This window comes from Roseateles sp. Mitsp63 (assembly GCF_059491535.1).
Map to the genome: position 1 here is coordinate 5,114,300 of NZ_CP168509.1, position 13,521 is coordinate 5,127,820.

At 70.3% G+C, this 13,521-nt stretch carries 7 protein-coding genes; 6 read left to right on the forward strand and 1 reads right to left on the reverse strand.

The genetic code is table 11. The features are described from left to right. Nucleotides 1-55: 55 nt before the first annotated feature. From ACEN96_RS22200 to ACEN96_RS22220, 5 genes are all read left to right on the forward strand, one after another. On the forward strand, nucleotides 56-1,909 hold the full coding sequence (locus ACEN96_RS22200) for a methyl-accepting chemotaxis protein (RefSeq protein ID WP_495585200.1): 1,854 nt from the start codon (nucleotides 56-58) through the stop codon (nucleotides 1,907-1,909). Between the two features lie 22 nt (nucleotides 1,910-1,931). Continuing rightward, a complete protein-coding gene (locus tag ACEN96_RS22205) occupies nucleotides 1,932-2,474 on the forward strand; it encodes a chemotaxis protein CheW (protein WP_495585201.1) in 543 nt (180 codons plus the stop codon). Between the two features lie 162 nt (nucleotides 2,475-2,636). Beyond that, nucleotides 2,637-4,700 (forward strand): methyl-accepting chemotaxis protein, encoded by a 2,064-nt coding sequence (locus ACEN96_RS22210; protein WP_495585202.1) that lies wholly within the window; start codon nucleotides 2,637-2,639, stop codon nucleotides 4,698-4,700. Between the two features lie 407 nt (nucleotides 4,701-5,107). Continuing rightward, entirely contained in the window at nucleotides 5,108-7,174 is a 2,067-nt protein-coding gene (locus ACEN96_RS22215; protein WP_495585203.1) for a M3 family metallopeptidase, read from the forward strand. A gap of 75 nt (nucleotides 7,175-7,249) precedes the next feature. Beyond that, a complete protein-coding gene (locus ACEN96_RS22220) occupies nucleotides 7,250-8,296 on the forward strand; it encodes a hypothetical protein (protein WP_495585204.1) in 1,047 nt (348 codons plus the stop codon). A 36-nt stretch (nucleotides 8,297-8,332) separates the two neighbouring features. On the opposite strand, the gene ACEN96_RS22225 is transcribed toward ACEN96_RS22220, so the two are convergent. Beyond that, on the reverse strand, nucleotides 8,333-11,599 hold the full coding sequence (locus ACEN96_RS22225) for an EAL domain-containing protein (protein WP_495585205.1): 3,267 nt from the start codon (nucleotides 11,597-11,599) through the stop codon (nucleotides 8,333-8,335). Nucleotides 11,600-11,689: 90 nt separating this feature from the next. Between ACEN96_RS22225 and ACEN96_RS22230 the strand changes: the two genes are divergently transcribed. Continuing rightward, entirely contained in the window at nucleotides 11,690-13,507 is a 1,818-nt protein-coding gene (locus ACEN96_RS22230) for a hypothetical protein (protein ID WP_495585206.1), read from the forward strand. Nucleotides 13,508-13,521 lie beyond the last annotated feature (14 nt).

The following is a 13,521-nucleotide window of genomic DNA, read 5'->3' on the forward strand; positions in this document are numbered from 1 at the left end:
TGATTCCGGGAGGACGCCGGCCGCGCGGCCGGCGTCGAACTCACAAGAGGTCAACATGAATTTCAGTGCATTGCTGCGTCAGTTCAGCATCCGCACCCGCATGATCGGCGCGATCGCGATCGTGCTGCTGTTGTTGATGGTGGTCGGCAGCGTCGGCCTGTTCGGCATGCAGTCGATGCGTGGCCAGACGCAGGAGTTCCTCGAGAAATCCGCGGCCCGCGGCCAGCGCGTGGGCGCCCTTCACAGCGCGATGGGAGACATCCGCCGCTATGAGAAGGACATGATCATCAACTACGAGAAGGCCGAGGCCGTGAAGACGGCGCACGGCCGGTGGGACGAGGCGCGCAAGTCCGCCACGGCCCACCTCGACGAGGTGGCCGCGCTGAGCCCCGAGGAGGACAAGGCCGTCCTGATGCAGATCAAGGCCGCGCTCGAGGCCTATGCGCAGAAGTCGTCCAACGTCGTCACGCAGCTGGAAGCCGGCGCCTATGACCATGCGGCGGTCGCCGACCGCTTGCTCACCGCCGCGAAGGACCAGATCACCGAAGCGGAGAAGCAGCTCGCCGAAGTCGAGAAGCGCATGGAGACCCAGGCCTTGGAGATGCGCGCCGGCATCGAGAAGACGCAGGGCGGCGTGCTGTGGACCTTCGGCCTGGTGCTGGTGTTCGCCGCCATCGTCGTGGTGCCGCTGACGCTGCTGAACATGCAGACCATCTGCGCGCCGCTGGCCGAGGCCGAGGCGCTGGCCGAGGCGATCGCCGAGGGCGACCTGTCCCGCGCGATGAAGCCGGTCGAGGGCGTCGACGAGGCCTCCAAGCTGATGCGCTCGCTGCACCACATGCAGGAGGCGCTGCAATCGATGGTGGGGCAGCTGCGCACGGCGGCCGATTCGATCCGTACCGCGTCGGTGGAGATCGCCACCGGCAACCAGGACCTGTCCAGCCGCACCGAGCAGACTGCGTCCAACCTGCAGCAGGCCGCGTCCTCGCTGGTGCAGCTGACCGGCACCGTGAAGCAGACCGCCGATTCCGCGCGCACCGCCAACCAGCTGGCCTCCTCCGCCTCGGGCGCGGCGGCCAAGGGCGGCGACGTGGTGAGCCAGGTGGTCTCGACGATGGACGAGATCAACAGCAGCTCCAAGCGCATCAGCGACATCATCGGCACGATCGACGGCATCGCCTTCCAGACCAACATCCTGGCGCTGAACGCGGCGGTGGAAGCCGCCCGCGCCGGCGAGCAGGGCCGCGGCTTCGCGGTCGTGGCCGGCGAGGTCCGCTCGCTGGCGCAGCGCAGCGCCGAGGCCGCGCGCGAGATCAAGACCCTGATCGGCGCCAGCGTCGAGCGCGTCGAGACCGGCTCGCGCCTGGTGCAGGAAGCCGGCACGACGATGAGCGACATCGTCGCCAGCGTGCAGCGGGTGACCGACATCATCGGCGAGATCACCGCCGCCTCCAGCGAGCAGAGCGACGGCATCAGCCAGGTCAACCAGGGCGTCAGCAACCTGGACCAGATGACGCAGCAGAACGCCGCGCTGGTGGAACAGTCCGCCGCCGCCGCCGAGAGCCTGAAGGACCAGGCCGAGCGCCTGGGCGCCGTGGTCGATCGCTTCCGCGTGTCGGGCCATGCGCCGGCGCTGTCGGCGACCGCGTTCACCGCCAGGTCCACGCCGCCGGCCGCTCCGCCGGCCGCTCCGGTGAGCGCGGCCAAGCCGGCCTCCTCCACCACCAAGCCGGCCGCCTCGAAGCCGGTCAGCGCCAAGCCGCCGGCCCCGGCCACGGCGAAGCCCGTGTCCAGGCCCCTGTCCAAGCCTGCCGCCAAGGCCGCCGCGCCGAAGGCGGCGCCCGCCCCGTTCACCGCGCCGGCAGCCCCGGCCACCACCGCCGACGACGGCGACTGGGAAACCTTCTAATCAGCCCCCGCGAGGTCATCACATGGAAATCGTCCAACAAACCGGCACGCAAGTCGTGCAAGCGAAGTCCGGCTCGCTGGTCCCGCAGGGCGCCAGCGCCGCGCCCGCCGGCGGCGAGTACCTCACCTTCCGCCTCGGTCAGGAGGAGTACGGCATCGACATCCTGAAGGTGCAGGAGATCCGCTCCTACGAGCAGCCGACCCGCATCGCCAACGCGCCCGAGTTCATCAAGGGTGTCGTCAACCTGCGTGGCGTGATCGTCCCGATCGTGGACCTGCGCCTGAAGCTGGGCTGCGCCACGGCCGAGTACAACAGCTTCACCGTCGTGATCGTGCTGAACGTGAAGAACCGCGTCGTGGGCGCGGTGGTGGACTCGGTGTCCGACGTGCTGGAGCTGAACCGCGACGTGATCCGTCCGGCGCCCGAGCTGAGCGCCAGCTCCGTCAACACCAGCTTCATCATGGGCATCGGCGCCGTCGCCGAGCGCATGCTGATCCTGATCGACATCGAGGGCCTGATGTCCAGCGCGGACATGGGCCTGATGGACGCGATGACCACCGCCTGATCGCGCGCAACGCCCGGCACCGCCCGGGCGTTTCTCCTGCCCGGGCGCGCGCCCTGCCCTGATGAGGGGCCATGGAGCAGGGGAAGACCGAGAGAGCGAATCGTGGAGGCACGCGCCAGAGAGCGGAACACGCCCGGCGCCGATGAGACACGGAGTCCATTCATGTTCGACTCGATCAAGACCCGGCTGATTTCGCTGGGCGTGGGCATCGTCGCCCTGACCCTGCTGGCGATCACTGTCGCCAACTACGTGACCGTGCGCGGCCACACGCGGCAGCAGGTCTCGCAGGCCCTGGATGAACTGGCCGCGGCGCGCGCCGACGCGATCCGGCAATGGGTGCGCACGCAGCGCGACATCGTCGCCTCGCTGCAGCCGGCGGTGGCCGCCGCCGATCCGGTGCCGCTGCTGCAGCAGGCGGCCAAGTCCGGGCGCCTGGAGGCGGCCTACGTCGGTTTCGCCGACAAGAAGATCGTCTTCAACACGCCGCAGAACCTCCCGCCCGACTACGACCCCACCGGCCGTCCCTGGTACACCGGCGCGGCCTCCGCGTCCGGCACGGTGCTGACGGCGCCCTACATGGACGCGTCCAAGGGCCGCCTGGTGGTGACCTTCGCGGCGGCGGACAAGAGCGGCGGCGGCACCAAGGCGGTCATCGCCACCGATGTGTTCCTGGACGACGTGGTGGCCACGGTGCAGGCGATCAAGCCGACACCGGGCGGCTTCGCCTTCCTGATGTCCAAGGACGGCCGGATCGTCGCGCATCCGGACGCCAAGCTCGCCCTCAAGGGCGCGACGGAGATCTCCGGGCAGCTCACGCCGCAGGCGCTGGCCACGGCGATCGACCCGCAGGCCGGCTGGGTCGAGGCGCAGGTCGGCGGGGATACCTTCCTGGTGAGCGGCACGCCGATCCCGGATACCGACTGGCAGCTCTACGTGGCGGCGAAGAAGGATGAGGCGCTGGCCTCGCTGAGCGCGCTGCTGCGCACGGCGGTGATCACGGCGCTGATCATGATGGCGATCGCCGCGCTGGCGATGACCGGCACCATCACCGCGATGCTGCGCGGGGTGGACCGGGTACGCGCCGCGCTCGACGACATCAGCGCCGGCGACGGCGACCTGACGCAGCGCCTGCCCGCCGGCGGCCGCGACGAGGTTGGCCGCATCGCGTCCTCGTTCAACCTGTTCGCCGAGAAGATCCAGCGCATCCTGCTGGACGTGCGCTCGGCCAGCAACTCGATCACGACCGCCTCCAGCGAGATCGCGATCGGCTCCCAGGACCTGTCGCAACGCACCGAGGAGACGGCGTCCAACCTGCAGCAGGCGGCGTCGTCGATGGAGGAACTGACCGCGACGGTGCGCCAGACCGCCGACGCGGCGCAGACGGCGAACCAGCTGGCGTCGAGCGCGTCCAGCGCGGCGGCCCGCGGCGGCGAGGTGGTGGGCCAGGTGGTCTCGACGATGGACGAGATCAACGCCAGTTCCAAGAAGATCAACGACATCATCGGCGTCATCGACGGCATCGCGTTCCAGACCAACATCCTGGCGCTGAACGCGGCGGTGGAAGCGGCGCGGGCCGGCGAGCAGGGACGCGGCTTCGCGGTGGTGGCGTCGGAGGTGCGCAGCCTGGCGCAGCGCAGCGCCGAGGCGGCCAAGGAGATCAAGGCGCTGATCGGCGCCAGCGTCGACAGCGTCGAGGCCGGCACGCGGCTGGTGCAGGCGGCGGGCGAGTCGATGAACGACATCGTGCACAGCGTGCAGCGGGTGACGGACATCATCGGCGAGATCACGGCGGCCTCGACGGAGCAGAGCGGCGGCATCGCGCAGGTCAACGACGCGGTGACGCAGCTGGACCGGATGACGCAGCAGAACGCGGCGCTGGTCGAGGAATCGGCGGCGGCGGCGGAGAGCCTCAAGGACCAGGCGCACCGGCTGACCGAGATCGTGTCGGTGTTCCGGCTCGGGCAGGACGCGATGGCGGGGGTGAAGCGGGCGGCGCCGGCTCCCGCGGCGAAGCCCGCGGCCCTGGCCTCGTCCGCGCCGAGGGCGGAGACGAAGACGGCCTTGGCGCGGCCCTCGCCGATGACGGCGGCGCGGCCGGGCGCGAACGGCGCGGCGCATGGGGTGGTCAAGCCGCCGGTGCCGAAGCCGGCTCCGGCAGTCGCGGCGCCTCCGCCCGCGCCGCGTCCGGCACCAGCCGCCGCCGACGGCGACTGGGAAACCTTCTGACTCCGGAGGCTGCTGGCCCTCACCCCTCCCGCGAGCGGGCGTGGGTGTAAGAAGCGCGCCGCCCGGTATTACCCCCCTCGCCCCAGCGGGGAGAGGGAGGGGAGAGGGGGCTCGTGCCACAGCGCTGCTGCCCTTCGAAGCACCCCCTCTCCCCTGCCCTCTCCCCCCTCGCGGGGGGCGAGGGAGTTCTTGCGCCAGGCAAGTGCGGGCAGCCCTGTCCCCCTCGCCCGCTTGCGGGAGGGAGGGGTGAGGGCCAGCGCCCTTCGCTGGCCAACCCGCGTCTCGTGATTGGGGAAGCCCCGGGCTTGATAGCCTGATGCGCATCCCCACGATAGAAAGCTCCCGCGCATCCGCGCGCGAAAGGCTGAGACACTGTTCCGGCATTTCGTCAGACTCACGAGGCCTGCATGACCGATTCCTCCGCCGCCGGCACCGCTGCCGCCGCGAACCCGCTGCTCTCGACCGCGCCGCTGCCCGACTTCGCCGCGATCGATCCTTCGCACATCCAGCCGGCCATCGCCGAACTGCTCGCTCAAGCGCAGAAAGCGCTCGACCGGGTCACCGCGCCCGACGCGCCGGCCGACTACGAGCTCCTGTCCCGCACGCTCAACGTCGCCTCCGAGCGCCTGGGCACCGCCTGGGGCGCCGTCGGCCACCTGAACGCGGTCGCCAACACGCCGGCATTGCGCGAGGCCTACAACGCGATGCTGCCCGCGGTCACCGAATTCCACACCGCCCTCGGCGCCAACGAGGCCCTGTACGCCAAGTACAAGGCCATCGCCGCCCAGCCCGGCCTGTCGCCGGAGCGCGCCCAGTTGCTCAAGCACGCGATCCGCGATTTCGTCCTGTCCGGCGCCGAGCTGCAGGGCGAGGCCAAGGCCCGCTTCGCCAAGATCCAGGAACGCGGCGCCGAACTCGGCCAGGCCTTCTCCGAACACGTGATGGACGCCACCGACGGCTGGTCGGCGATCGTGTCGGCGGCGGAGCTCAAGGGTGTTCCCGCCGACGTCGTCGCCAACGCGCGCGCCGCGGCGGAGAAGGACGGCAACACCGATCCGGACGCCCACAAGCTGACGCTGCATTTCCCCGTCTACATGCCGGTGATGCAGTACGCCGAGGACCGCGCGCTGCGCGAGCGCCTGTACCGCGCCTACGTGACGCGGGCCAGCGAACTCGGCGACAAGTCCGAATGGGACAACGGCCCGCTGATGCAGGAACTGCTGATGCTGCGCCAGGAGGAAGCCCGGCTGCTGGGCTTCGCGAACTTCGCCGAGGCCTCGCTGGTGCCCAAGATGGCCACCTCGCCGGCGCAGGTGCTGGCCTTCCTGCGCGACCTGGCCGCGCGCGCCCGCCCCTACGCGCAGCGCGACCTGGACGAACTGCGCGACTTCGCCAAGGCCGCGCTGCGCCTGGACGACCTGCAGGCCTGGGACACCGCCTTCGTCTCCGAGAAGCTGAAGGAGGCGCGCTACGCCTTCTCCGACCAGGAAGTGCGGCAATACCTGACCCTGCCGCGCGTGCTGGACGGTCTCTTCCGCATCGTCGACCGGCTGTTCGGCGTGCAGCTGGTGCCGGCCAAGGCCTCGGTCTGGCACGAGTCGGTGCAGTTCTGCGAACTGCGCCGCGATGGTCAGCTGATCGGCCAGGTCTACCTGGACCTGTACGCGCGCAATGGCAAGCGGCCGGGCGCATGGATGGACGAGGTGCGCAGCCGCTGGGCGCGGCCGGACCTGGCGGGCACCGGCGCCGAGCAGATCCCGGTGGCGCACCTGGTGTGCAACTTCCCGCAGGGCGCGGAAGGCAAGCCGGCGCTGCTCACGCATGACGACGTCACGACGCTGTTCCACGAATGCGGCCATGGCCTGCACCATCTGCTGACGCGGGTGGCGGAGCTGGGCGTGTCGGGCATCTCGGGCGTCGAGTGGGATGCCGTCGAGCTGCCGAGCCAGTTCATGGAGAACTTCTGCTGGGAGTGGGAGGTGATCCAGCAGCTGTCGGGTCACGTCGACACGGGTGAGCCGCTGCCGCGCGCGCTGTTCGACAAGATGCTGGCGGCCAAGAACTTCCAGGCCGGCCTGCAGACGCTGCGCCAGATCGAGTTCGCGCTCTTCGACATGCGGCTGCACGCGGAGCCGGGCTCGGAGACGCGCGTGCAGGACCTGCTGGACGAGGTGCGCGCGGAGGTCTCGGTGCTGGTGCCGCCGGCCTTCAACCGCTTCCAGCACAGCTTCTCGCACATCTTCGCGGGCGGGTACGCGGCGGGGTACTACAGCTACAAGTGGGCCGAGGTGCTGTCGGCCGACTGCTGGAGCGCGTTCGAGGAGGAAGGCGTGTTCAATCCGGCGACGGGGCGGCGCTACCTCGACGAGATCCTGTCGATGGGCAGCGTGCGCGACGCGATGGACAACTTCAAGGCCTTCCGCGGCCGCGAGCCGACCATCGACGCGCTGCTGCGGCATCAAGGCATGGCCTGACCCCGGGGGCGGCGAACCCAACCGCCGTGGTCGTCCGACTACGGCGGCTTCGTTTTCACGATTGGGTTGCCATTCATGCCTGCCACTTTGTCGACGTCATTCACGCCATCCTTCACGGCGGACCACTTCAAGTGCTTCCGCCAAGCGTTTGATGCACGCAGCGACACGTTGAAGGAACTCAGAGCGCTTCACGACTTCTTGTCGCCGAATCAGAAGCAGTTGGTCGTTGACTGGCACGAGGGCACCGCACAGGTTCGCGACAGGACCGGCGCCGTCCGAACCTTGTTGCAGGCCTCGCCCAGCAGCTATACCGAGTACGCGGACCCTCATGATCTGGCGCACTCGGAAGTTACGAGCGGTCCGTTGCAATCGCTCGCCAAGGTGGCCTTGCAATTGGCGGAGAACAGTGATGATCGCTTCACGGCGTCCGACGGCTGGCCCCTGCCCAAAGCGCTGACGCTGGACGGTGACGTGCTGCGCACGGACCGCACGGTCATTGCCCACCAACTGGCCTGCCACGAAGCCGGCATCGTCAGGTGGAAGTTGCGTCCCGCTCCTCACCAGCTTCCCAAGGAGATCGACTCCGACCATGCGCATGTCCTCGATACCACGCAGCGAACACGATCGCGTCTGTGCGACTGGTTGTCGTGGGCAGGCGCCACGCCCGCGCTGGAGACCTCCGGCCTTCAGGTGTCGGAGGCCTGCAAACGGCTGATGATGGGTGAAGTCGAGATCGATACCGGCTTGCTGGCGCGTATGGGAATGCGCAATGGAGTCGCCGGTCTCGATGCGCCTGGCGCCTATCGAGGCCTGCGATTCGAGCCAGGGAAGCTCGAGGTCCTGCTGCGCCGAGGCCAGCCGGACGAGTGCATCACCGCGATCCGGCTGCTCAAGCAGATGATGCGTTCAGGTGTGCCGGCAGGCGACATCCTCCGGCCCATCTCCGGAAGCACGCGAGCCGCGCCGCCGGTTGCTTTGACCGCGCAGCTGGAGATGCTGGCACTTGGCGTGGATGACGACCTGCGCGTGTCCACGAAGATCTGGCGAGCCATCTGCGGACGCCCGACCGAATCGCCTGGCCTGCCCCTGGGGCTGATCGGCAAGGGTTCGAAGGGTCTCTGACGCGACTCCAGGCGTGGCCGGCGATGGCCAAGGCGCTCAGCCGGCCGGCTTCTTCCAAGGCACCGTCTGGACGAGCCAGCGCGCCTCCTCGGCCGGCAGGGCCTTGGCGAACAGCCAGCCCTGCGCGAGCGGCACGCCGAGCTCCTCCAGCAGCGCCGCCTTGGCCTCGTCGTCGACGCCCTCGGCCAGCGAGCGCCAGCCAAGCGCGCGCGCCAGCGCGGCGATGGTGCGCGCGGTCTCCCGCGCATCGGCGTCGCCGCCGAGCCGCGCCACGACGCCGCGATCGATCTTCAGCGTGTCGGCCGGGAAGCGGTGCAGGTCCGCCAGTGACAGGCGCCCCGTGCCCACATCGTCGATCGACAGCGCGAAGCCCATGCGAGCCAGCGCTCGAAGCACCGCGGCCTGTTGCCGCGGATGCGCCATCGCCACGCGCTCGGCGACCTCCAGCCTCAGTTGCGACGGCGGCACGTCGCCGAGCGCCTTGAGCGCCTCGCCGGCGTCGCCCAGCAGATCGTCCCCGCGCGCGAGCTGCGCTGCCGACAGGTTCACCGCGATCTCGCCCTTGAAGCCGATCTCGCGCCAGCGGCGCAGCAGCAACGCCGCCTCGATCAGCGTCCAGCGGCCGATCGCGGCGATCTGGCCGCTGGCCTCGGCGGCGGGGAGGAAGACATCGGGCATCAGCAGCCCGCGCTCCGGATGCCGCCAGCGCAGCAAGGCCTCGAACCCGAGCAGCGCCCGGTCGGCCAGCCGCACGACCGGCAGGTGGTGGAGTTCGAGCTCGCCTGCCTCGAGCGCGCGCGGCAGGTGCTCGCGCGCCCAGGCCCCGTCCGGCTCCGCGCGCGGCATCGAGCGGTCGAACATCCGCACTTGGCCCGTGCCCGCCGCCTTGGCGCGCGCGAGCGCGCTCCCCGCCGTGGCGAGCAGGTCTTCCGCGCTGAAACCGCCCTGCCCCGTGTGCGACCAGCCGGCGCAGGCCGTCAGACGATGCGCGCCCGTGCGCGCGGGCCGGCGCTCCTCCAGCGCCGCCGGAGCCTTGCCGTCGTCGCCCGGTGCCTGGACGGCGTCAAAGACGAAGGGCTCCTCGATCCGCGCGAGCGCCCATTCGGGCACCCGGTCGACCAGCACGCCGCCGGCTTCGAGGCGGATCTCGAACAGCAACGCGAACTGGTCCGGCGCCACCCGCGCCACCACGCGTCCAACACGGGCCGCCCGCCCCTCGCCGCCCGCCAGCCGCCGCGCGCATTCGGCGACGATCGCGTCGCTGGTCGCGACCCCATGCTGCTCGGTGAACGCGTGGAAGCCGTCCAGGCCGATCAGCGCCACGCCGATGGGCACGCCGGGCACCGGCGCCGCGAGCCGCTGCGCCAGCAACTCGAGGAACAGGGCCCGGTTCGGCAGACCGGTCGTGCCGTCGTGCATCGCGTCGTCGATGAGCTGTGCCTGCAGTCGTTCCTGCTCGCTGACGTCAGTGAGCGTGCCGCCCATCCGCACGGCGCGGCCATCGACCCGCTGCGCCATGCCGCGCACCAGCAGCGCGCGCGGCTGCCCGCCCTGCCGGAAGCGCAGCACGTGGTGGAAGCGAGGCCCGCGCCCTTTCAGATGAGCGTCGAGCTCGGCACGGAACAGGCCCGCGGCCGCCTCATCGAGCGGGAGGGTGAATCGGACGATGCCTCGCTCGGGCGGAGCTTCGCGTTCGTCCTCGCCCATCAGCGCGCGCCAGCGCGAGGACACGTCCAGCCGGTCCCCGTCGATGTCCCAGTCCCACAGACCGTCATTGGCGCCTTGCGCGGCCAGCGCATGGCGGGCCTCGTTCGCCTGCAGCCGTCTGAATTCACGCCGATGCCGCACCACGCGCCCCAGCAGGCGAAGCAGCAAGGCGCAGACGCTCGCCACCGCGGCCGCGAGCAGCGGCCCGCCCAGCGACAGGACGAGCTGCTCCTCCTGGAGCAGCCATTGCGCCGCCGCGAGCCCGATGCCCACGAGCACCGCCACGCCGAGCAGCCCGCGCCACCAGCGCCCGCGCGCGAGCAGCAGCATGCACAGCAGCGGCAGGACCAGCAGCCCGCCCAGTTCGGCGAGCGGGGCCCAGGCGGGGCGCGACAGGGTCCGGCCGGTGAGGAGGTTGTCGACGACCGTGGCCAGCCATTCCGCCCTGGACAAGCCGGCATCGAACGGCGTCGCGACGGTGTCATCGGGCGCCGGAGCCACGATCACGATCCGGTTGTGCAGGACGTCGTCGGACACCCGCCCGTCGACCAGGTCGGACAAGGTCACCGACGGAAAGGTGCCGGCGGGTCCATAGTCGTTGACGCCCTGCCGCGACAGGCCATCCAGCGGCACGCGCAGCGATCCCCAGCGGATCTCGCGCCGCCAGCGCAGCGTGGCCTCGGACCAGGGCTGGCGCATGGCGTCGCCCGCGATGCGCAGCGCCAGCGACGGATAGGCGGCGTCCTCCAGCGACAACGCCGGCAGGTCGTGGCGCAGGGTGCCATCGCGCGCCCGACCGGTCTGCCGGTGTCCCAGCGATGCGGCCGCCGACAGCAGCGGCTCGGGTGGCGTCTCGGCGAAGCGGCGGCGCAGCGCGGCGCCCGGCAGGCCTTCGACCCGGGGAAAGGCCTGCGGGCGCAGCGCCTGCGCGCCGGCCCCGGATCCCGAAGCGGGCGGCCCGGGCGGCAGCGCGAACGGCAACAGCACCGGCACGCCCGCGCGCATGGCGGCAGCGAGGGCCGCATCCTGGCCGGGCCGGGCGTCGAACAGCGGCAGATCGAGGGCGATGAGCCGGGGCTTGGCGGCCTGAAGGCGGGTGATCGCATCAGCCAGCAACGGCCGTGCCGTCACGTCGCCGTTGAAAGGCGCTGCGCTCGCGGCATCGATGCGCAGCAGCACGATCGGATAGGTCTTGCCGGGCTCGAGCCGGCCGCGCCAGCGGGTCTGCGCGTCCTGGATCAGGCCGTCCAGTCGCTCGGCCGGCCCGGACGGCGGCCGCATGACCCATAGCCAGGCGACCGCGGCCGTCACCAGCAGGACGACGAGAAGCTGCGCCCAGGCCCAGATGGACGGCCAACGCAGCGCGCCACGTTGGTGTCGACGCCGGAGGGCCATCGCTCCCGGTGTTCGAACCCGCTCCACTTTCCGGACCATGCGTGCGTCGCTCCCCTGTCCGGCTTCGCCGGGATGGCCGCGATGGTAGGCGATGAGGGCGTCCATCGAACGCAACCCCGGTGTGCGCGATGCCGACCAGCGATCACTGATGTCGCCTCTCGTCCGCTTTCCCTTCCGATGCTTTCTTCCCTGTCCCCACATGACCCCTGCGCAGCGAATGCCACGACGGCTGCCGCACCGCCAGATCCGACATCAGACCGCGAGGAGCCGGGCGCGCCCCTGCAGAAACTCATGGATCACATCGGTCCACCGAGCCACGTCGACGTCGAGGTGGACCTTGCCCAAGGCAGAGCGACGCTCTTCAGCAAGCGCAACGGGCGGAAGACCGAGTTCCGTTTCGGCCCCTGTGCCACGGACGAACGCGACGGCATTCGCTCGCTCGCCCAGCGCCGGTCCCAGCTCGACCTCATCGCGGAGGGCGCGCTTCATCTGCTGCAGCGTAAATTCGGCGCCTGCGGCGGGGGCGCCGACGACGCCCAGCCGCTGAAGCGATATTGGCCCTTGCCTCCCAGCCTCACGCTGGACGGCGACGTGCTGCGGGCTGGCGACCGGATCCTTGGACGCCATGCCGCCAAGGACCGGCAATGGCATTACGCGCCCGAGCATCTGACAGAAATCCGATTGCTGCTGACCCCCATGAATCGCAGCCGGCTCCGGCCGGTCGACGAGTGGTTCGTCCAGACACTTGATGCTCCGGCGCCCCTTGATTCGGCAAAACCGGCTTCCCCGCCAGCCCATGACCGCGTGTATGTGCTGCAGCTCAGCGGCGAGCTTCCGCCCTCCGTGAAGATGAAGGACCTGTCTCGCACCCGGGTGCTGCAGATGGACGATCAACAGAATCAGCGATGGGTGCCCACGCCGCGGGTCGCGCCTTGGAGCGGCTCGGCTCCCCCGAATGCCCGGCTGGTCATGATCGCTGGCAGCCGTGTCGACGAGGAAAGCGGTGAGCTGCGGGTCTGCGGCCGCACGCCAACGGAACTTGCAGCGACGGCGGTCCACGCGATGGCGCTGTTCTCGCAGAAAGAGGGCTTGAGCTCCCCGCTAGTGCCCAGCCACATCAGCCTGGTGACCTGCTACCTGGACAATGGCGCCTTCGCGCCGTTCGGCGAGCCCTTTCTGCGGGAGGCAGCGGGCCCCACCGGATTCAATCATCCTGCCCTCACCGTGAGCGTACGCACGAACAGCGTGGAGCTTACGGGCACTGGCCAGAAGCAGGTCCTGGGGACCGGCGACACCCCGCGGCACCGGCAACCCGGCGGCACGCTGGCCCTGTCTCTCGCGGGGGACCACGTACAGGCAACGCCCAGATATCTCGAGGATGGCAGCAGCTTCATCCTTGATCGCGAGCAGGACCCGAGCGGCCTGCTTGCGTGGTGGTCGTCGCGCCCGACCGGGACTCCATCCGGCACTTCGCCCAACACACTCGCGAAGGGCGACCCCTTCCTCATGGGCGAAGTGGAGGTCAGTCCGGCGCTGCTGGCGCGCATGGGCCTGCATCAACAAGCCACCGGCACGCCCTTGCCGGACAGGACGCTTGCGGATCGCCCCGGCGCCTTTCTGTCACTGCGCTTCGATGCGCGGCGTCTGATGACATTCCTGCAGGGCAAGGCCTCGCCACTGGAGATCGTTCAAGCGCTCCGGCTCCTGACCCAGTGCATGCGCGCGGGCGCTTCCCCGGCTGACTTGGTGGTCGGCAACGGGCAGGCCACCGGCGCGGCCATCGCGGTGCTCATGGCCATCCGCCGTGCGGTGGACGACGACCTGATGCTCCCTTCATCGGTCTGGTCAGCCCTCTGGCCGCCGGGCGAGGCGCCACCGGTACCGCTTTCCCCGGACTCCGTTCCCACCTCTGGGAACCCGGACGTCGTGGGGTGCTTCAATGAGATTCATCGCCGCCACGTCATCCAGCATGTGACACGGATGCAGGAGAGGAAGAGGCAGGCTCGGGAGGCGATGGCCGTCGGCAAGGCGCCGGGTGAGGCCGATGCGGCCCCGTCCGACAAGGCATCCCGTCCGCCGCCGACGGAGGCGGGGGAGTCGCCGGCCTAGACTTCTGACAACGG

What these genes read in the sequence shown, in the direction of transcription:
- ACEN96_RS22220 (WP_495585204.1), top strand. Translation starts at nt 7,250, where the DNA reads ATGCCTGCCACTTTGTCGACGTCATTCACGCCATCCTTCACGGCGGAC.
- ACEN96_RS22205 (WP_495585201.1), top strand. Translation starts at nt 1,932, where the DNA reads ATGGAAATCGTCCAACAAACCGGCACGCAAGTCGTGCAAGCGAAGTCC.
- ACEN96_RS22230 (WP_495585206.1), top strand. Translation starts at nt 11,690, where the DNA reads ATGGATCACATCGGTCCACCGAGCCACGTCGACGTCGAGGTGGACCTT.
- ACEN96_RS22225 (WP_495585205.1), bottom strand. Translation starts at nt 11,599, where the DNA reads ATGTGGGGACAGGGAAGAAAGCATCGGAAGGGAAAGCGGACGAGAGGC.
- ACEN96_RS22215 (WP_495585203.1), top strand. Translation starts at nt 5,108, where the DNA reads ATGACCGATTCCTCCGCCGCCGGCACCGCTGCCGCCGCGAACCCGCTG.
- ACEN96_RS22210 (WP_495585202.1), top strand. Translation starts at nt 2,637, where the DNA reads ATGTTCGACTCGATCAAGACCCGGCTGATTTCGCTGGGCGTGGGCATC.
- ACEN96_RS22200 (WP_495585200.1), top strand. Translation starts at nt 56, where the DNA reads ATGAATTTCAGTGCATTGCTGCGTCAGTTCAGCATCCGCACCCGCATG.